Below are 19868 nucleotides of genomic sequence, written 5' to 3' on the forward strand. Positions count from 1 at the left end.
GCCCCTTTAGATGAATAGATTTACATTTCCTTCTGCTGCATCTCCCAAGTAGGCTGCTACTCCAGCGTAATCCACGCCATCCATGATTTCCTCAGGCTTCAGCCCAAGCAGGTCCACTGTCATTTGGCAGGCGACCAGCTTCACACCCTGTTCTTTCGCCAGTTCAATCAAGTCAGGCAGCGGCATCGCGTTATGCTTCTTCATGATATGCTTAATCATCTGCGGGCCCATGCCGGCAAAATTCATCCGGGACAATCCCATTTTATTGGCGCCGCGCGGCATCATTTTGCCAAACAGCTTCTCTAAGAAGCTCTTCTGCACCGCAATAGGTTCATCTTTGCGAAGGGCATTCAATCCCCAGAACGTATGAAAGATCGTCACTTCATGATCGTAGGCAGCCGCGCCATTGGCGATAATGTATGCCGCCATTGCTTTATCATAGTCACCGCTGAATAGCACAATGGTTGTTTTTTTCGTCTCTGTCATGCTCTTCCCCCATTACCCATGCAGGTATAATATTCATCAAAAAAATTTAGGCCTTGCGAATCCAGAACGTAAGCACGCCGTTCTCTTCCTTATGATCCAACAGTTCGTGGCCGCCGGATTTTGCCCATGCCGTCAAATCGCTCTTTGCACCCTTGTCAGTTGTTTGTACTTCAAGCACTTGGCCGGACATAAGCTCATCCATGCCCTTCTTTGTTCTTACAATCGGCATCGGGCACGCCAGTCCTTTTGCATCTACCACTTTATTTACGTTCATCTCGTATTCCTCCTAAAATGTATTTTCAATTACCTATAGGGGTATATTACAACGTTTCTTTTATACCGTCAAGGGTATTTTTTAACGACTCTTCACTAATAATGCGACGGCTTCCTTCACAACCTCATCTGTCGCTTCTCCATTCGTAATGTTATTCCGGATGCACTGCTCCAGATTTGTGCTGACGACCACCCCAATCGTACGGTCCACTGCACTGCGTACCGCCGATAATTGGGTCACCACGTCCCTACAGTCCTTTCCTTGTTCCATCATGCCCATAATCCCCTTTAGCTGTCCCTCAATCCGCTTCAGACGATTGCGGATTTCTTTGTTATACTCCACAATGGAACACCTCTCTTCCTTGTTTTGTAGCTCCCTTGCCATTTGTAATATGGTAACTCGCTATCGTATATCCTCTACGCCGCAGGAACCGGATAGCCAGGTTACGGTCCAGCCGGCTGGCTGCGACGACATGAAGCGGCCTTTTTGGGATATCCTGATAAAATCTCACCAGATAGGCATAGGGAATATGAACTGCGGCATTGGTCTGGCATTTGCTTGTCTCATTATAATCACGGACATCCAGAACAAGAATGTCCGCTCTTGCCTCATCAGCAGCCTGTACGCCATAAACGGGCATATATCGTATATAGAGTACAAGAGCAGCTAAAAAGCTTGCAAGGATTCCTACTATAAACATACGGCATCACCTTCGTTGTATCAGACTTACTACAACACATCATATACCCCATACAGTATAAGGACAAGAGTTTTGCATCATGTAGTTTCTTCCAAACATTCATACAGAAAGACAGAGATACCTGTTCTGGTATCCCTGTTCATCTTTATCGCACGGCACAACGGTTTGGTCCAATCTCCATTTCCCGTTGTTCTTCTGTATCCGGGGTGATTCTGCCCATATTTGTCTGACGGATTTCCTGATAAGCGTTTGGCTGCGGCGGCAGATTCTCTGTCACCGTCTTCCGAAATTCCGCTTCCTTCTCAATGGTCAAGCCGTGGTTTTGCTTATACAGTACACCCAGCTTTTCAGACACACTTCCATCCTCATTCATCTCATGGATACCCATGAAGTGTGCCGGCAGCACCAGCAGGTCATCAGCCAATTCCTTATAACGGCCGTACAGGGTTTCACGCAAATCGCTTACCCAATCCTGTGCCATTCCCGCCAAATCCGGGCGTCCAATGGAATCAATGAACAAAATATCCCCTGTCAGCAAGTATTGGTCGTCAATGATAAAGGAGGTGCTGCCAATTGTATGCCCTGGTGAGTACAAGGCTTCAATCTTTGTACCCCCTACGGTAACCATGTCACCATTTTGAATCGGCTTGTACGGGAAGACAACCTCTTCTGCGTCCTTTGGCGGAAGATAATACACAGCACCGTATCTTTCAGCCAGCTTGCGGCCGCCGGAGATATGGTCCGCATGCAGATGCGTATCAATTATGTGCTTGATGTCTACGTTTTGTTTGTTGGCAAACTGTTCATACGTCTCAATCATGCGGTTCGTGTCAATAAGGGCACCCTCGCCGTTTGAAACGATAAAATAGGATAAACAGCCTTTGCCCAGACGGACAAACTGGTACAAAGCACCGCCATTCTTCAATCCGCCAACCTTGACCGGCTCCAGGTATTCACTCCATGCCTTCATTCCGCCGTCAATGGAATATGCCTCAAAGCCCGCCTCTTCCAGCATTTCGGCCACCATTTCAGAAGAACCGCCTTTTGCACAGACAACATAAACCGGTTTGCCCGCAGGGAGTTGATCCTGGATGGATTCAACTCCATCTAAAAGGTCAAAATATGGCGCATTCATCACCTCAACACCCTTACCCTCAATCTTCCAATCATTAAAATCCCCAGTATTGCGGGCATCGAGAATGAACATCTCTTCCCTGGCAATTACCTTTTTTGCAATCTCCTGTACAGATATAGACTTTGCTGCCATCTCCAATCTCCTCCCCATTCCTTTTGTAATGCTTCCACAATTGCATCCGGATCGAATCCGATGACCCATTGGCCGTTCATTTCGGTTTGCGGCACACCCATCTGCCCAGTCGTCGCCACCAGCTTCCGTGCTGCAGCAGCATCACGCTGCACATTCACTTCCCGGAACGGAATTCCTTGCTCCTGCAGAAGGTTTTTCACCATCGGGCAGATACTCGTTGTGTATACCGTTACCTGATTCATGCTTCGCCCTTCTTAGAACGTTAGTGTAACATCAGCATCCTTGGCGTATGTCAGGAACGTCACTGCACCACCGACTTCAATGCCATCGACAAAATGCTCCTTCTCCAAACTCATAACATCCATTGTCATTTGACATGCAATAAACTTGACGCCCATCTCCTGTGCCATGCTGACCAAGTCTGCAATCGGCGGTACGTTTGCCTTTTGGAATCCTTCTTGGAAATGCTCCCGGCCGGCCGGCAGCGGCAACTGCTTATGACCCTCTTTATGAATGAGATTGAGCCCTTCAAATGTAAAAAAAATTTCCACATGTGCATCCGTAGCTGCCGCTGCGGTTGCAATATTAAACACCTTATAGGCATCAAACAGACCGCCGTTCGCGGCAATAATCGCAACTTTCATGTGTACTCCTCCTTAGGATTGTGTTGTATGAAGCGGACCCGTCCATCCCGTCATGCCGGGCACCACATTCTTTACTTGGAAGCCATGCTGCGCCAGCTTTTGTGCTGCAAGGTCACTGCGGCTTCCAGTCCGGCATATCACATACATTTCCTCATCACGGTTCAGCTCTGCAAAGCGTTCCTCCAGTTCACCAAGCGGAATGGATACTGCATCAGGTATATGGCCAAAGGCGTATTCCGCCGGCTCCCGTACGTCCAAAATAGAGATTTTTTCCGGTCCTTCTACTTTTTGGCGCAGTTCCTCCAAACTGATGATATGTGGATGCTGTTTCTCTGCACTTGTCTCCTCACTGCTGGACTTGCGCAAGTAGTGCTTCAATACATTTCCCTCTTCAATCGTTCCTAAATATTGATGGCCTGTGCTAGCTGCCCATGCCTTCAGATCAGCAGTAGATCCTTTGTCAGTAGCCTGCACCTCCATCACCTGTCCAGGCGCCAATTCCGTCATTGCTTTTTTCGTTTTTACAATGGGCATCGGGCACGAAAGCCCCTTTGCATCCAGAGTTTGATTTGCTGTAATGTGCATGCCTGCATCCCTCCTTTATGGTTAGCTTGCTTTGTATCACCTGTTTCATACAGCCGTCTTTACCCCTGAGGGTATGATACCTTTCAAAAAAATATACCCCTTTAGGTATATGTATATAGTAGCGCACAGCGAATAGGAGCGCAAGTATTTTTTCTTGGCCCTCATCTCCTCCCTCGTTTACAGTCATGTACGAACAAATAGACATCACGTACACTGCTCAATACAAATTTCCAATATCCAGCTAAAAAGCTGCCTCACCATCTTTTTCATAGGACACTCACCATCTCCACTCCCGCCCATATGCTATATCACTACACATAAAGGAAGTGATATAACATGGGCATTGAATTAACTGCGCTTCACTGGCTGTACGTCCTCTTTCTTCTTATTATTATCGGCTGCTTCCTCTTGCGTAAGGACACGACACTTGTCTCCATCGTCATGATTTTCCTGCTTGCGCTCACCGCCACCGGCTCCATCAGCCACAGCATCAGCAGCATTTTCACCAGTTTTATTTACGCAATCACAGAACTCCTGCCTACCATTCTGATTATCTCGGTCATTGTGGCCATGAGCAATCTTCTGATCCGAACCGGCATTAACGATGTCATGATTTCACCGTTCGCTTCGCTCATCCGCACGCCGACACTGGCGTACTGGGTGACCGGTCTCCTGATGATGGTGATCTCTCTTTTCTTCTGGCCGTCTCCGGCTGTTGCCCTGATGGGTGCAGTGCTGCTTCCAGTTGCCGTGCGTGTAGGTCTCCCGCCAATCGGCGTAGCCATGGCGATGAACCTGTTCGGCCACGGCATCGCCCTGTCCGGCGACTTTGTGATTCAAGGCGCGCCGAAGTTGACGGCTGATGCGGCCGGCATTCCAGTTGCCGACGTTGTGTCCGCCAGTGTTCCGCTTGTCATTGTGATGGGGATTGTCACAACCATTACCGCCTTCTTCCTGCTGCGCCGGGACATGAAGCGCGGCACACTGGCCGACACCACTGTGGAGGCCCCCGCTTCCGCTGCCGCAGCTGTCGAAGCTGGTGAACAGCCAAGCTTGAGCACTGGCTGGAAGCGCTTGCTCGCCTTCCTCATTCCTGTTTTGTATGCAGTCGACATCTACCTCATGCTGCACTATAAGCTGCAGGGCGGCGATGCCACCGCGCTGATTGGCGGCACCACAGTCGTCATCATGCTCTTCATTCTTTTGTTGTCCTACAGAAAAACTGCGCTGGCCCAGACAACGAGCTATTTCATTGAAGGGCTGCAGTTTGGCTTTAAAATCTTCGGCCCCGTCATCCCAATTGCTGCTTTGTTCTACTTGGGTGACAGCGGTTTCGTAAAAATTGTCGGCGAGTACTTGCCAAAGGGATCAAATGGCATTATTAATGACCTTGGCGTCGCCTTGTCCCATGCTGTCCCAGTCAATGCCAATGTCGCGGCCATCACACTGACAGCAGTGGGTGCGGTTACAGGGTTGGATGGCTCCGGCTTCTCCGGTATCTCCCTGGCCGGCTCCATCGCCAACCTGTTCGGCACAGCCATCGGCGGCGGTGTCGCCACACTGACAGCTCTCGGCCAAATTGCAGCGATATGGACGGGAGGCGGGACCCTCATCCCTTGGGCCTTAATTCCGGCAGCCGCCATTTGCAAAGTGGATCCGTTTGAGCTCGCCCGGCGCAACTTCCTGCCTGTTGTCATCGGCCTTATTGCCACCACCATCGTTGCCATGTTCCTGCTGTAGGTCCAAACAGAACTGTGTCCAGCTGCGGCGCAGAGCCTGTTGGAAGAAATGATGTGAAAAATTCTGTCGGAGCCCACAAATGCGCATGCAGATATGCTTGTAAAAGTGTTGGTGCAATTGCTCATCGCATTGGCAATCTGTCTTGAAATTCTGTAATGAAAAAAGGAAGCTGCGGTTGACAGCTTCCTTTTTTCTTATGCTTGCAGCCAGGATTCATCGGCCGGATTTCGGCGCCACTGCTGCAGCTTTGCCAAATCTGCCTCAGCAATCAGCTCTTTCGCAGCTGCAACTTCAATTAATGCCGAGTAATCGCTGAGTGCATACGCTTCAGTCCCCGCTTCCGCCAGCCGCTTTTGGCCGGCCTCCAATTCGTAGGAAAAGATGGCTGCAATGCCCAGCACTTCACAGCCGGCCTCGCGCAATGCTTCTACACAAGTAATTGCGCTGCCGCCTGTTGAAATCAAATCCTCCACAACAACAACCTTTTGGCCAGGCTTCACCTGTCCTTCGATTTGATTGCCTTTGCCATGCGCCTTCGCTTTGCTCCGTACATAGCACATCGGCAGGTTCATCAAATCACTTACCCAGGCTGCGTGTGCAATGCCGGCTGTTGCTGTTCCCGCAATGACCTCAACATCTGGAAAATGCGTTTGAATGAGATCCTTCAGCCCTGCCGCAATGTCTTTTCTCACCTCTGGATAGGACAGTGTCAGACGGTTATCACAGTAAATGGGAGACTTGATGCCGGATGACCAGGTGAATGGCTCATTCGGGCGCAGGAATACGGCTCCAATGTTTAATAGATGTGCTGCAATTTGCTGCTTCATAGCGTAATACCCTCCCATTGTTCTTGAATCGTTTTGTAGGCCTGCAGCGGATGCTCCGCCCCTGTGATGCTTCGACCCACCACAATATAGCTGGATCCCAGCTTTCGCGCATCCTCAGGTGTTACAACCCGGATCTGGTCATCTGTGCTGTCAGCGGCCTGCCGGATGCCCGGTGTAACGGTATGGAACCCGTTTCCGCACGCATTCCGTACTGCTTCTGCCTCCAAAGCCGAGCAAACGACACCGTCGAGGCCGCTCTCTTTGGCAAGCTGCGCATAATGAAGCACAGTTTCCTGAAGCGGCTTATCAATCCACAGCTCCTGCTGCATGACAGTCTCCGAGGTGCTCGTCAGCTGCGTAACCGCGATGCAAAGCGGACGCTCCTGCCCTGCGGGTGTTCCTTCAGCCAAACCTTCCCATGCTGCCCGCATCATTTTTGTTCCGCCGGCCGCATGCACATTCACCATATCAGCACCAAGGCGCGCCAAGCTGCGCATAGCGCTTTTTACCGTGTTCGGAATGTCATGGAGCTTAAGATCCACGAAAACCTGGTGTCCCTGCTCCTTCAGATATGAGACAATACCGGGGCCTTCGCTGTAGAACAGCTCCATTCCCACCTTCACATACAGCTTTTCTCCAGCAAAATGGGACAGGAAGCGTTCCACCTCTGTCCGATTGGGGAAATCAAGCGCGATGATAAGCGACATGCTTCCAGCTCCTTCCATGACAATCTGAAATATGGTCGTATCCGAGTTCATCCAGCAGATGGGGCAGCTTTTCAATAATGGTCGGGCATACAAACGGATCGACGAAGTTGGCTGTTCCAACTGCGACAGCGCTCGCTCCCGCATAGAAGAACTCAATGACGTCCTCTGCAGTTTGAATGCCACCCATGCCGATAATCGGGATGTTAACAGCTTGGCTTACTTCATAAATCATTCGAACAGCCACCGGCTTAATGGCCGGACCTGACAGCCCGCCCGTCCGGTTCGCCAAAATCGGTTTTCCTGTTTTCAAGTCCAAACGCATGCCTAGTAGGGTATTAATCATGGTCAAACCGTCGGCGCCGGCATTCTCAATGGCCTTGGCGATTGCCACAATATTCGTTACGTTTGGCGAGAGCTTTACATATACCGGCACATCGGACACCGCTTTTACCTGCCGGGTTAAGTCAGCTGCCATTTCCGGATCCACCCCAAAGGCAATGCCGCCTGTTTTCACATTCGGGCAGGAAATATTCAGCTCCAGGGCATGTACATTCGGCGCCTTGGAAATTTCCCGCGCTACCTCTACGTAGTCCTCTGCCTGTGAGCCGGCCACATTGGCGATAATCGGCACATCAAATTGCTCCAGCCAAGCAAGCTCTTCCCCAATTACTTTGTCCAAGCCAGGGTTTTGCAAGCCAATTGCATTCAGCATGCCTGCCGGTGTTTCTGCTACCCGCGGTGTCGGGTTGCCAAAGCGCGGCTCTGCTGTTGTCGCTTTAATCATCATAGAGCCAAGCACATTCAAATCATACAGCTTGGCATACTCGCGGCCGAAGCCGAAGCAGCCGGAAGCCGGCATAACTGGATTTTTCAAGGATAAACCGGGCAATTCTACCTGCAAGCGGCTCATAGCACAACCTCCCCGATTGGAAATACAGGACCGTCACTGCACACCTTTTTGTAGGTGTAGCCTGTCGGATCATTTTGCAAATGGCATACGCAGGCGAAGCAGGCTCCAATTCCGCAGCCCATGCGCTCTTCCAGGGACAGATACGCTTTACGGCCGTGATACCGCTCCTCCAGCGCCTTCAGCATCGGTGTAGGACCGCAGGAGTATAAAATATCAAATTGGATTCCCTCATGTGTCAGCACATCTGTAACAAAACCCGCTGTTCCATATGTGCCGTCCGCAGTGGCAATATACGTATCTCCCAAGCTTTGAAACTCTTCTTCATAAAAGACGGCTTCCTTTGTCTGAAAGCCGAGTACATGAATTACGCGTACACCCTTCGCGGTCAACTGCTTTGATAATTCATACAACGGGGGAACACCGATGCCGCCGCCTACCAAACAAGCCGTCTGGCCTGGATGAGCTTCATCGACCGGGAACCCGTTTCCCAATGGACCGAGTACATCCACCTGTTCACCAGCCCGCTTACGGGCAAGCAGCTTTGTGCCTTGTCCGCCGGCGCGGTACAGCATGGTAAATTGCTGCTTCTCCAAATCCACGCTGCAAATGCTAATCGGACGGCGCAGCAGGGGGGTATCCCCCTCCGCCGTCTTTACATGCACAAATTGCCCCGGCTGCATGGCAGCCGTTAAGCTGCCCTGCAGTACGAGTTCAAAAATGTCCGTTGCAATTTCCCTTTGACTGACAACATCCATCCATTGCTTTTGCATCATGAGTATACCGCCTCAGAGCGCTTTGGAAACTGCACATCCCGCATCTGCACTGCTGAGAAGGTCATAGATTCCAAGACCCCAAGAATTGCTCTTGTCGTATCAAGGGAAGTTAAGCAAGCCACACCGTTTTCAACAGACTCGCGGCGGATACGGAAGCCATCGCGCGCAGGCTGCTTTCCTTTTGTCAGCGTATTGATGACAAACTGTGCTTTTCCTTGGCGGATGATGTCCAGCAAATTGTAGTCCTCCGCGTCAATTTTATTGACAATTTGCACTGGAATGCCGTGCTGCATCAATGTTTTCGCTGTTCCATCTGTCGCCAGAATGTTATAGCCGATATCATAGAAGCGGCTGGCAATCTCGATGGCCTCTTCCTTATCCTGATCTGCCACTGTAATGATGACAGAGCCGTGTGTCGGGATGCTGATGCCGGCTGCCACCAAGCCTTTGTACAGCGCCTTTTCCAGTGTTGTGTCTTTGCCCATGACCTCGCCTGTAGATTTCATTTCCGGCCCGAGCGTAGTATCTACAGAACGCAGCTTCGCAAAGGAGAAGACAGGTGCCTTCACATATACTTCACGGCGCTCCGGATGGTACCCTGTTTCGTAGCCAAGGTCGCGCAGGCTGCTGCCCAGAATAACCTTGGTTGCCACGTTTGCCATCGGTACGCCGGTAATCTTACTGAGGAATGGCACTGTACGGCTGGAACGCGGATTCACTTCCAGTACATATACCTCGTCCTTGAACACAACAAACTGGATGTTCAGGAGTCCTACGATGTTCAAGCCTTTTGCAAGGGAAACCGTATGCTTGATGATTTGCTGCTTGATTTTCTCAGACAAGCTTTGCGGCGGATACACGGCAATTGAGTCGCCGGAGTGTACGCCCGCGCGCTCAATATGCTCCATAATGCCCGGGATATATACATCCTTGCCATCAGAAATCGCATCTACTTCAATTTCCTTGCCGACCATATAGCGGTCAATCAGCACAGGCTGATCTTCATGCACTTTCACTGCATTTTTCATGTAGTGCAGCAATTCTTCGCTGCGGTACACAATTTCCATCGCGCGGCCGCCGAGCACGTAGGATGGACGCACCAGTACCGGGTATCCAATTTCTTCCGCGATGACAATTGCCTGCTCCACTGTTGTCGCAGTCTTACCAAGAGGCTGCGGAATGCCCAGCGCTGTCAGAGATGCTTCGAACTTATCCCGGTCCTCTGCACGATCCAGGTCCTCCAAGGATGTACCAAGGATTTTAACGCCGCGTGCCTGCAAACCTGCCGCCAGATTGATGGCTGTTTGGCCGCCGAACTGGACAATGACGCCCTCCGGCTTTTCCAAATCGATAATGTGCATAACATCTTCAAGTGTCAGTGGTTCAAAGTACAGTTTGTCAGAGATACTGAAGTCTGTGGAAACTGTTTCCGGGTTATTGTTAATAATGATAGCTTCATAGCCTGCTTCTTTAATGGCCCAGACAGAGTGAACAGTCGCATAGTCGAATTCCACGCCTTGCCCAATTCGGATTGGTCCGGAGCCGAGAACAACAACACTCTTGCGTTCTGTTACTACAGATTCATTTTCATCCTCATATGTGCTGTAGTAATACGGCGTCGCAGACTCGAACTCAGCAGCGCATGTATCTACCATCTTATATACCGGTACTACTTGGAGAGACTTGCGCAGTTCGTATACCGCCAGCTCAGTCATACCCCAAACGGCTGCGATGTAACGGTCGCTGAAGCCCATTTCCTTCGCCTGCTGGAGCACAGATGCATCTCCCTGATTCTGGCGAAGTGTCTCTTCCATTGCCACGATGTTTTGCAGCTTATGGAGGAAGAAATAGTCGATTTCACTCCACTCATGAATATCCTGCAGACTGATGCCTTGACGGATTGCCTCTGCCACAACAAACATGCGCTCATCATCTGCTTTGGCGATGCGCTGCTTCATTGTTTCATGATCCAGCTCCTTCAGGTGGGCCATTTCCACATGATACACACCCAGCTCCAAGGACCGGACTGCCTTCAGGATGGATTCTTCAAATGTACGGCCGATGGCCATAACCTCACCTGTTGCCTTCATCTGTGTGCCAAGCAGGCGGTTTGCAGATTCAAACTTATCGAACGGCCAGCGCGGGATTTTTGCGACAATATAGTCAAGCGCCGGTTCGAAGCACGCGTATGTTTTCTTTGTCACCGGGTTCACAACCTCATCCAGCGTCAAACCAACGGCAATCTTTGCTGCCAGCTTGGCAATCGGGTAGCCCGTCGCCTTCGATGCAAGTGCAGAGGAGCGGCTTACACGCGGATTTACCTCGATGACATAGTATTGAAAGCTGTATGGGTCCAGCGCCAGCTGTACGTTACAGCCGCCTTCAATGCCAAGTGCGCGGATAATTTTTAAGGATGTGTTCCGCAGCATTTGGTACTCACGGTCGCTGAGTGTTTGGCTTGGCGCCACAACGATGGAATCGCCAGTGTGCACCCCAACCGGATCAAAGTTTTCCATGTTGCAAACTACAATCGCGTTATCGTTTGCGTCACGCATTACCTCATATTCAATCTCTTTGAAGCCGGCAATGCTTTTCTCAAGCAAGCATTGCGTCACCGGGCTGTGCTTCAGGCCGCTGGAAACAATTTCAATCAGCTCTGCTTCGTTTGTGCAGATTCCACCGCCTGTACCGCCGAGCGTAAATGCGGGGCGCACAATAACAGGATAGCCGATTTCATTTACAAAGGAGTATGCTTCCTCAAGCGTATGGATGATGACACTGTCCGGCACCGGCTCATTGATTTCCTTCATCAGCGTACGGAACAAGTCGCGGTCTTCCGCTTTTTCAATTGCTTGCAGCTTTGTGCCAAGAATTTCCACACCGCATTCTTCCAGAATGCCGGACTTTGCCAGTTCAACTGCCATGTTCAAGCCCGTCTGGCCGCCAAGCGTCGGCAGAATGGCATCCGGGCGCTCTTTGCGGATAATTCGGCTGACAAACTCCAGTGTCAGCGGTTCAATATACACTTTGTCAGCTGTAGCGGTATCCGTCATGATGGTGGCTGGGTTGGAGTTTACCAAAATAACCTTGTAGCCTTCCTCCTTCAAAGACTGGCACGCCTGTGTGCCGGAGTAGTCAAACTCGGCTGCCTGCCCGATGATGATCGGCCCGGAGCCGATTACAAGGATTGTGTTAATATCTAAGCGTTTTGGCATAGCTCTTCCCCTTCCTTCTTACAGTTTGCAATCATCGTTAAGAATTGATTGAACAGGTTGTTTGCATCCTCCGGTCCAGGAGAGGCTTCCGGATGGTATTGCACGGTGAATGCCGGCACTTCCTTATGGCGCAATCCTTCCACTGTGCCATCATTCAGGGCAACATGCGTAATTTCCAGCGGTGTGCCGACAACAGATTCCGTTGCTACTGCATAGCCATGGTTTTGTGCCGTAATTGCAACCTTGCCTGTTTCCAGGTGCTTTACCGGGTGATTGGAGCCGCGGTGGCCGAATTTCAGCTTCACGGTGTCTGCGCCGCAGGACAGCGCAAACAGCTGGTGTCCCAAGCAAATGCCAAACAGCGGAACTTTGCCCAGTAATCCCTGAATCATGGAAATGGCTTCCGGTACATCCTTCGGATCCCCTGGTCCGTTGCTCAGCATAATGCCGTCCGGCTTAAAGCGCAGGATTTCCTCTGCTGTTGTGTGATAAGGTACAACAATTACATCGCAGCCGCGGTTGTTCAGCTCACGCAGGATGCCATGCTTCATACCGTAATCCACCAGCACAACGCGGTAGCCGCGTCCCGGGCTTGGATAAGCTTCCTTCGTGGATACTCGCTTTACATGATCCGTGAACACAGTCGCCTTCAGTTGGCTGATCACTTCTTTCACGTCCACATCCATGTCACACAGACGGCCGCGCAGTGTCCCGTGCTCGCGAATGATGCGGGTCAGCTTTCTTGTGTCAATGCCTGACAAGCCCGGGATGTTCCGCTCCTGCAAATAAGCGCCAAGTGTCAGCTCATTTCGGAAATTGGAGGGATACTCGCACAACTCCTTGACAATGAGTCCATGAATGGAGGGATGAATGGTTTCAAAATCATCGCGGTTAATCCCGTAGTTGCCGATTAACGGGTACGTCAAGGTCACGATTTGGCCGCAATAGGACGGATCAGATAAAATTTCCTGGTACCCTGTCATTCCTGTGTTAAATACAACTTCGCCGGATTTTTCAATATCTCCGCCGAATGCTTTACCGACGAATATCGTTCCATCTTCTAAAATGAGCTGTCTGTTCACTTCACTACACTCTCCTTTTGCCATGCAACTTTGCCGCCGACCATGGTAAGAGTCGGCCACCCTTTGCAGCGCCAGCCGCCAAATGGTGTATTTCTGCCCTTTGATACAAATGCTTCTGGATCAATGCTTTGCTCGTGCTGTAAATCAATGACGGTCAAGTCTGCCTGCCGGCCAACCTCCAAGCCGCTTTGCAGTCTGAACAGCGCGGCCGGCTTCACTGTTAGCCAGTCAATCAGCTGCCGCAGCGTACAAACTCCTGTCTCAACCAAGTGGGTGTACAAAAGCGGGAAAGCCGTCTCAAGACCGACAATTCCAAATGGCGCCCGCTGCATCCCTTGGGCTTTCTCCTCCATTGTATGCGGCGCGTGGTCAGTTGCGATTATATCAATCGTTCCATCCAGCAATCCTTCGATGAGCGCCTCGCGGTCCGCTCTGCCGCGCAGCGGCGGGTTCATTTTGAAGTTCGTGTCAAGCCCTGGGATATCCTCATCACACAGCAGCAGATGATGCGGCGATACTTCCGCAGTCACCCGGATGCCGGCCCGTTTCGCATCCCGGACCACCCGCACGGATTCCTTTGTGCTGATGTGGCACACGTGGTAGTGGCAGTTTGCCGCTTCCGCAAGCAGCACATCACGGGCAATCTGCACAGATTCGCAGACGGATGGAATTCCGTTCAAGCCCTGAGCTGCTGCAAATACGCCTTCATGCACACTTCCTTTGTTGATCAGCGTGTTGTCTTCACAGTGGGCCACAATCGGCATATCAATCGCTGCGGCACGCTTCATCGCTTCCAGCATCATGCCTGCTGACTGCACCCCAACCCCGTCATCTGTGAAGGCGAAAGCCCCCAGCTGCTTCAGTGCTTCAAAGTCTGTCAGCTCGCTTCCCGCCTGCCGTATTGTAATCGCCGCATACGGAAGCACCCGCACATGCGCTGTGGCTGCAATACGTTCCATTAAAGCCGTCATATGCTCCGCGCCATCAGGCACCGGGCGTGTATTTGGCATGGAGCAGATGGTGGTGAAGCCGCCCTTCGCTGCCGCCAGCGTACCCGTGGCGATTGTTTCCTTATGCTCGCCGCCCGGCTCACGCAAATGCACATGAACATCAATCAATCCCGGCGATACAAGCTGTCCGCTGAGATCCAGTACCTCGGCATCCTCAGCCTGCAGGTTCTCCCCAGTTGCAGCAATGATGCCGTCTGCAACTAAAACATCCAGACGCTTTAATTCATTTTGTTCATTCACATGCAAACCATTTTTAAGCAAATACTTCATGTGCGATTCCCCCTTTTACGCCTGACAAGGCGCGCTTCAGTACTGCCATTCTCACATACACACCATTTTGCATCTGCTTAAAGATGCGGGAACGGCTGCATTCTACGAGAGCATCCGCAATTTCCACCCCGCGGTTAACCGGTGCCGGATGCATAATAATACTTCCAGGCTTCATGTTTTGTTCTCTCTCCACTGTCAGCCCATACGTTTCATGATAATGCTGCATTTGGACACCGGCGCCTTGGTCATGTCGCTCGTGCTGCACCCGCAGCAGCATCAGCACATCCACCTGAGGAATGAGGTGATCAAGAGAGGCATATGTACCAAACGGATTTCTCTCATCCTTCCATTCTTCCGGACTTGCAAAATAGACCGTCGCTCCCAGCTTCGTCAGTGCCTCTGCATTGGAACGGGCCACCCGGCTGTGCCGAATATCCCCGGCAATGCCGACCTGTAAGCCTTGGAAGGTATGAAACTCCTGTTGAATTGTCAGTAAATCAAGCAGGGATTGGGTTGGGTGGTTGCCGCAGCCATCCCCCGCATTTAAAACAGGAATGCCGACTCTGCCTGTGAGCTCTTCAAAATACCGGTCCTGCGGATGGCGGATCACCACCACATTCGCGCCGATTGCTTCCAGCGTTTTGACGGTATCGTACAAGGTTTCACCCTTCTGTACGCTGGAGGATTCCACTCCTACATTCAATACTTCCAGGCCCAGGCGCTTTTGCGCTGCTTCGAAGCTGAAATGCGTTCTTGTACTTGCCTCATAAAATAGATTTGCCGCAAATACTTGATTTGGAGATTTCCAGATGGCACCGTCAGCAAAGCGCTGGGCTTCCTGCAGGATTTCGGCGATTTCGCATTCTGTCAGTTCGCTCATGGTCAGCAGATTGTTCATGTGTATCCCTCATTCCTGTTTTTTATCATACTACAACAGAATTTTTATAACAATACCTGAATAAAAATACCCTAGCCTTTGCGAGGCTAGGGTGTAAGAAAGAGAAGCAGCTTACACCCTTGGACAGCCTCACAGGACTTCCTTAAAAGGTGATTATGATACTTTGTTTGTCGTATTCATTTTTGGTGTTGCTTCCTTTTTTGTCGCCGGAAGCACGAGGTTCAATACTACGCCGAGGATGGCCGCAAGCGCCATGCCTTCCACCTTGAAGCTGCCGATCTGCAGCACTGCGCCGCCGATTCCGATAACCAGGATAACCGATGCAATCATCAGGTTGCGTTTGTCAGCGAAGTCAATCTTATCATCAATCATCATGCGCAGACCGCTGGATGCGATAACACCGAACAGCAGGATGGACACGCCGCCCATGACCGGAGTCGGGATACTGTGGATCAGAGCGGAAATCTTGCCAATGAAGCCGAAGAGAATTGCCATGACCGCAGAGCCTACGAATAAATATACACTGTATGCACGAGTAATGGCCAGTACACCGATGTTCTCGCCGTATGTCGTTGTTGGCGGTCCGCCAAGCAGGGCAGCTACAATTGTTGCCGCGCCGTCTCCAAACAGGGAGCGGTGCAGACCTGGTTTTTCAAACAAATCGCGGTTGATAACATTTCCAAGTACAATCTGGTGGCCAATATGCTCAGAGATTGTCACGATCGCAATCGGGACCATCAGGAATACAATTTTCATAGAAAGAGCCGGTGTATAATTTACAAATGGAATAGTGAAATCCGGTACTGCAAACCATTTTGCATCAATCACCTGCTGGAAATTCACAAGACCTTGTGTTGCCGCAAAGATGTAGCCGCCAATGATACCGATCAAGATTGGCACGATGCTTAGTACGCCGCGGCCGAAGATGGAGCAAAGGATCGTGATGCCAAGTGTTACAAGCGCTGTTACAAAGCTCATGGTGCTGTACTTTCCGTCTGCACCGTTCATAGCCATGCCGACTGCCGTTCCTGCGAGACCCAACCCGATTACAACAACTACAGGACCAACAACTACGGAAGGAAGCAGCTTCATCAGCCATTCGGAGCCTGTTTTCTTAATAATGATTGCGATAATCGCATACACAAGACCTGCCAGGAAGCTTCCAACCATGGCCGCACCTGGTCCGCCGCTTGCTTTTGCTGCAATAATCGGCGCGATGAAGGCGAAGGAGGACCCGAGGTAAGCAGGCATCTGGCCTTTTGTGATGAAGATGAAGGTCAGTGTGCCAACACCACTCGTAACGAGCGCTACGGCCGGATTCAGGCCTGTTAAGAATGGTACAAGCACTGTTGCGCCGAACATCGCGAACAAATGCTGAATGCTGAGGAAAAGCCATTTCCCTGGTGATGGTACTTCATGGATGTCTAAAACTGGTTTTTGCATGGAAAATCCTCCTTTAATCGCTTGCCTTCGCAAGCTTACCGTTAGTGTTAACCGCTTTTCGTAAAATATGAGCTGAAGATAAGGGCATAAAAAAAACTCTTCGTGCGCTGCACAAAGAGTCCCTGAGCATGCCAAAACAGGCATGGCAAACCGAAGACCCTTTGGCAGCCTCACGGGACTGCATTTAAAAGGGATTATCTTTCATGAATACTGACTTCATCAATATGGTCCACTTCCAACAGTGCGGCAACAATGCGCTCGTCACTGGAGGTTGGAATATTCTTCCCAACATAATCCGCCCGAATCGGCAGTTCGCGATGGCCGCGGTCCACTAGCACAGCGAGCTGGATTTGCGCCGGCCGTCCTACATCCACAAGGGCATCCATTGCCGCGCGGACTGTTCTCCCTGTGTAGAGTACATCGTCCACAAGAATCACTTTCCTGCCTGTTACATCCACCGGAATGTCAGAGCCCTTTACCAGCGGTTCCTTGTCCGGCGACTGCAGCGTCAAATCATCCCGGTACAGGGTGATGTCGAGTTCTCCCACCGCAACAGCTTTCCCTTCAAACTGACTCATTTTCTCAGCCAATCGTCTGGCGATGTAAATGCCTCTTGTCTTAATGCCGACAAGCACGATATCCTCCACTCCCTTATTGCGCTCCACAATTTCGTGGCTTACACGCGTTAAGGCCCGGCGAATCATCTGTTCATCCATTACAACTGCTTTCTGCTTCATGTTCTGCTCACCTCCCGGCTGCCTGCTAGAAACGCATAAAAAAATCCTCCCGCCACGCACGCGAGAGGATCCTCCGAAGAAGGGCACAAATTGCCCATTTCTTCAACCGTTTCCTTCTCAGCCTCACGGGGCTGTGTTAAAGGCTTATCTTAAGCTGTTGTTATTATGGCACGATTTTCATGCTTCGTCAAGAGGATCGGCGCAAATATTCGAGAAGCACCTTAAACTCCGGCGGCAGGGGAGCTTCAAACTCCATGTATTCCCCTGTCCGGGGGTGCACAAAACCAAGAATCCCCGCATGCAGCGCCTGTCCCTCAATATCCAAGGTTTTCTTCGGGCCGTATTTCGGATCGCCGGCCAGCGGATAGCCGATATACTTCATATGAACGCGAATTTGATGTGTCCGCCCCGTTTCCAGCTGGCACTCTACAAACGTATAGTTTGTAAAGCGCTCCAGCACACGAAAATGTGTCACCGCATGCTTGCCGTTCTCATCCACAGCCATGCTCTGGCGGTCAACTTTATCGCGTGCAAGCGGTGCATCAATTGTGCCCGTATCATGGGAAATTACACCATGCACAATCGCTTTATAGCGGCGCGTAACCGTTTTTGCCACAAGCTGGTTGACAAGGGATTCATGGGCCATATCATTTTTGGCAACCATGAGCAATCCGGATGTGTCTTTGTCAATGCGGTGCACGATGCCAGGGCGCATGACACCGTTAATGCCGGACAAATCCTTACAATGATACAGCAGTCCGTTCACCAATGTGCCGCCCGTATGTCCCGGCGCCGGATGGACAACCATCCCCCGCGGCTTGTTCACAACCAATACATCGCTGTCTTCATAATAAATGTCCAAATCCATCGGCTCAGCCACTACATCAAGCGGCTCCGGCTCCGGAACGTTCACTACAATGTCGTCCCCGTTCTTCACCTTGTAGTTCCCTTTTACGGTCTGTCCGTTTACAAGCACCACACCGTCTTTAATCCACTGCTGCACCTGTGAACGGGACCATTCCTCATTCGCAACGGACAGCACCTTGTCAATCCGTTCATTTTGTTGTTCCTCTGTAATCTTTACTTCTACAGCCTGCATAGTCTACTCCTTTGCTTTCTTGCCTTCTAACAGCGTTTGAACCACAATGAGGGCGACTCCGACGCAAAGCGCGGAATCCGCCACATTAAACACCGGGAAATTGTACGTGAAAATGTAGGTATGGATAAAATCTACAACTTCCTGCCGCCATGCACGGTCAATAAAGTTTCCAATCGCGCCGCCAAGAATGAGGCCGAGTGAAATTCCCAAGAAACGATCCCTTTTCGCATAACGCTGAATGTAATAAACCACAGCCCCGGCAAATATGACTGTGATACCATAGAAGAACCACATTTGCCCTTCGAGGATGCCCCAGGCAGCCCCTCTGTTGCGGTGAGAGGTTATGTACAACACTCCCTTAATAATCGGGATACTCTCGCCAAGCTCCATATTCTTTACAATCAGCCATTTTGTCAGTTGATCCAGTGCAATCACGAATAAAGCAATTACATAATACATTTCTTCTCCCCCGCAATGACAGTATACTTCGAAATTGTAGCATAGCTGAGCGCTTTTCACAATGAACTGTCATACGGGGCATAATCGGGGGGCTATCGTATAAACTAACGTTGGTGTTTGTCATACGCTTTGCAAACGTTGATAAAGCAGTTCATTCATCGTACGCGCGGTTGGCATAATATGCAGCTGCCGCAGCGACAGCGTTTGTCCTGTTTCCTCACAAACGCCGTACGTTCCATTGTCCATTTTGCACAGTGCAAGCTCAACATCCTTCAAGTCCTCCTGAATATGCTGCAAAACCGTCCTGCGCTTTGCTTCCTCTTCTGTCAGAACAGGCCCGAACAGCTCTACACTCGTTTCCATGAAGTACATTTGGTGTTGCTCTTGTGCCAATCTTGCCCGCAATTCTCTTCTGATCAATTCGAGTTCTTGCCTGATGTCGAAGTAAATTGTAGCTGTGTCCATGTTCGCAACTCCCTCCGTCACCTCTTGGTGTAGCATTAGTTTATCCGAAAGGTATCGGGATAGAAGGGACAAGTTTTTCCTATCCAGAAAAGCGAAGGGGACTCGTTTGGCTCACCGAAGGGAGGTTCTCCGGTCTCAAAGGCGTTTTTTGCCTTTGTGTGCCGGAGGTTCTCCCTGGCAGTGAGCCAGTCCCCGTAGCTGGACACAAGAAAAGCGAAGCCGGCACGTTCAGCCCAAAGAAGGGAGGTTCCGGCTCCTAAAAGGCGCTTTTTTCCTT

At 50.8% G+C, this 19868-nt stretch carries 22 protein-coding genes; 1 reads left to right on the plus strand and 21 read right to left on the minus strand.

All coding sequences use genetic code 11. From position 1 onward, the window contains the following. Positions 1 to 6 precede the first annotated feature (6 nt). The 8 genes from NK662_RS16920 to NK662_RS16955 form a co-directional block, all read right to left on the minus strand. Positions 7 to 486, minus strand: coding sequence for a DsrE/DsrF/DrsH-like family protein (locus tag NK662_RS16920; protein WP_254760124.1), 480 nt, complete (start codon positions 484 to 486; stop codon positions 7 to 9). Between the two features lie 46 nt (positions 487 to 532). After that, on the minus strand, positions 533 to 760 hold the full coding sequence (locus NK662_RS16925; RefSeq protein ID WP_254760125.1) for a sulfurtransferase TusA family protein: 228 nt from the start codon (positions 758 to 760) through the stop codon (positions 533 to 535). Positions 761 to 841: 81 nt separating this feature from the next. Further along, positions 842 to 1102 carry a metal-sensitive transcriptional regulator gene (locus NK662_RS16930; RefSeq protein WP_254760126.1) on the minus strand — a complete coding sequence of 87 codons (261 nt, stop codon included), beginning with the start codon at positions 1100 to 1102 and terminating at the stop codon, positions 842 to 844. Beyond that, positions 1092 to 1460, minus strand: a complete 369-nt coding sequence (locus tag NK662_RS16935) for a rhodanese-like domain-containing protein (protein ID WP_254760127.1) — start codon at positions 1458 to 1460, stop codon at positions 1092 to 1094. The genes NK662_RS16930 and NK662_RS16935 overlap by 11 nt, the downstream gene beginning before the upstream one ends. Positions 1461 to 1605: 145 nt before the next feature. Next, a complete protein-coding gene (locus NK662_RS16940) occupies positions 1606 to 2727 on the minus strand; it encodes an MBL fold metallo-hydrolase (protein ID WP_254760128.1) in 1122 nt (373 codons plus the stop codon). After that, positions 2682 to 2969 carry a glutaredoxin family protein gene (locus NK662_RS16945; protein ID WP_254760129.1) on the minus strand — a complete coding sequence of 96 codons (288 nt, stop codon included), beginning with the start codon at positions 2967 to 2969 and terminating at the stop codon, positions 2682 to 2684. Before NK662_RS16945 ends, NK662_RS16940 begins: the two co-directional genes overlap by 46 nt. 12 nt (positions 2970 to 2981) lie before the next feature. Next, a complete protein-coding gene (locus NK662_RS16950; RefSeq protein WP_254760130.1) occupies positions 2982 to 3371 on the minus strand; it encodes a DsrE/DsrF/DrsH-like family protein in 390 nt (129 codons plus the stop codon). A gap of 12 nt (positions 3372 to 3383) precedes the next feature. After that, on the minus strand, positions 3384 to 3956 hold the full coding sequence (locus NK662_RS16955) for a sulfurtransferase TusA family protein (RefSeq protein ID WP_254760131.1): 573 nt from the start codon (positions 3954 to 3956) through the stop codon (positions 3384 to 3386). 336 nt (positions 3957 to 4292) lie between these two features. Between NK662_RS16955 and NK662_RS16960 the strand changes: the two genes are divergently transcribed. Beyond that, positions 4293 to 5696, plus strand: coding sequence for a hypothetical protein (locus tag NK662_RS16960; RefSeq protein WP_254760132.1), 1404 nt, complete (start codon positions 4293 to 4295; stop codon positions 5694 to 5696). Positions 5697 to 5890: 194 nt separating this feature from the next. Here the strand turns inward: NK662_RS16960 and pyrE are convergent, their stop codons facing one another. The 13 genes from pyrE to NK662_RS17025 all read right to left on the minus strand — a co-directional run bounded on the left by pyrE (position 5891) and on the right by NK662_RS17025 (position 19591). Next, positions 5891 to 6523 carry an orotate phosphoribosyltransferase gene (gene pyrE / locus NK662_RS16965; RefSeq protein WP_254760133.1) on the minus strand — a complete coding sequence of 211 codons (633 nt, stop codon included), beginning with the start codon at positions 6521 to 6523 and terminating at the stop codon, positions 5891 to 5893. After that, on the minus strand, positions 6520 to 7248 hold the full coding sequence (pyrF, locus tag NK662_RS16970) for an orotidine-5'-phosphate decarboxylase (RefSeq protein WP_254760134.1): 729 nt from the start codon (positions 7246 to 7248) through the stop codon (positions 6520 to 6522). The genes pyrE and pyrF overlap by 4 nt, the downstream gene beginning before the upstream one ends. Beyond that, positions 7208 to 8140, minus strand: coding sequence for a dihydroorotate dehydrogenase (locus tag NK662_RS16975; RefSeq protein WP_254760135.1), 933 nt, complete (start codon positions 8138 to 8140; stop codon positions 7208 to 7210). The genes pyrF and NK662_RS16975 overlap by 41 nt, the downstream gene beginning before the upstream one ends. Continuing rightward, positions 8137 to 8913 carry a dihydroorotate dehydrogenase electron transfer subunit gene (locus NK662_RS16980; protein WP_254760136.1) on the minus strand — a complete coding sequence of 259 codons (777 nt, stop codon included), beginning with the start codon at positions 8911 to 8913 and terminating at the stop codon, positions 8137 to 8139. The genes NK662_RS16975 and NK662_RS16980 overlap by 4 nt, the downstream gene beginning before the upstream one ends. Further along, complete coding sequence (gene carB, locus NK662_RS16985) at positions 8910 to 12128, minus strand: carbamoyl-phosphate synthase large subunit (protein ID WP_254760137.1); 3219 nt, start codon at positions 12126 to 12128, stop codon at positions 8910 to 8912. Before carB ends, NK662_RS16980 begins: the two co-directional genes overlap by 4 nt. Next, a complete protein-coding gene (locus tag NK662_RS16990; protein ID WP_254760138.1) occupies positions 12113 to 13210 on the minus strand; it encodes a carbamoyl phosphate synthase small subunit in 1098 nt (365 codons plus the stop codon). Before NK662_RS16990 ends, carB begins: the two co-directional genes overlap by 16 nt. After that, complete coding sequence (gene pyrC / locus NK662_RS16995; protein ID WP_254760139.1) at positions 13207 to 14490, minus strand: dihydroorotase; 1284 nt, start codon at positions 14488 to 14490, stop codon at positions 13207 to 13209. Before pyrC ends, NK662_RS16990 begins: the two co-directional genes overlap by 4 nt. Then, entirely contained in the window at positions 14474 to 15388 is a 915-nt protein-coding gene (locus NK662_RS17000; RefSeq protein WP_254760140.1) for an aspartate carbamoyltransferase catalytic subunit, read from the minus strand. Before NK662_RS17000 ends, pyrC begins: the two co-directional genes overlap by 17 nt. A 153-nt stretch (positions 15389 to 15541) precedes the next feature. Then, positions 15542 to 16831 (minus strand): solute carrier family 23 protein, encoded by a 1290-nt coding sequence (locus NK662_RS17005; protein WP_254760141.1) that lies wholly within the window; start codon positions 16829 to 16831, stop codon positions 15542 to 15544. A gap of 194 nt (positions 16832 to 17025) precedes the next feature. Then, the gene (gene pyrR, locus NK662_RS17010) at positions 17026 to 17568 is read right to left on the minus strand and encodes a bifunctional pyr operon transcriptional regulator/uracil phosphoribosyltransferase PyrR (RefSeq protein WP_254760142.1); all 543 of its coding nucleotides are present in this window, start codon (positions 17566 to 17568) and stop codon (positions 17026 to 17028) included. 187 nt (positions 17569 to 17755) lie between these two features. After that, a complete protein-coding gene (locus tag NK662_RS17015; RefSeq protein WP_254760143.1) occupies positions 17756 to 18667 on the minus strand; it encodes an RluA family pseudouridine synthase in 912 nt (303 codons plus the stop codon). 3 nt (positions 18668 to 18670) lie between these two features. Next, positions 18671 to 19126: a signal peptidase II gene (lspA, locus tag NK662_RS17020; RefSeq protein ID WP_254760144.1), complete on the minus strand. Its 456-nt coding sequence runs from the start codon at positions 19124 to 19126 to the stop codon at positions 18671 to 18673. Positions 19127 to 19246: 120 nt separating this feature from the next. Next, on the minus strand, positions 19247 to 19591 hold the full coding sequence (locus tag NK662_RS17025; protein WP_254760145.1) for a TraR/DksA family transcriptional regulator: 345 nt from the start codon (positions 19589 to 19591) through the stop codon (positions 19247 to 19249). Positions 19592 to 19868: the final 277 nt, after the last annotated feature.

Source organism: Ectobacillus ponti (genome assembly GCF_024294785.1).
Taxonomy (GTDB): Bacteria; Bacillota; Bacilli; order Bacillales; family Bacillaceae_G; genus Ectobacillus; species Ectobacillus ponti.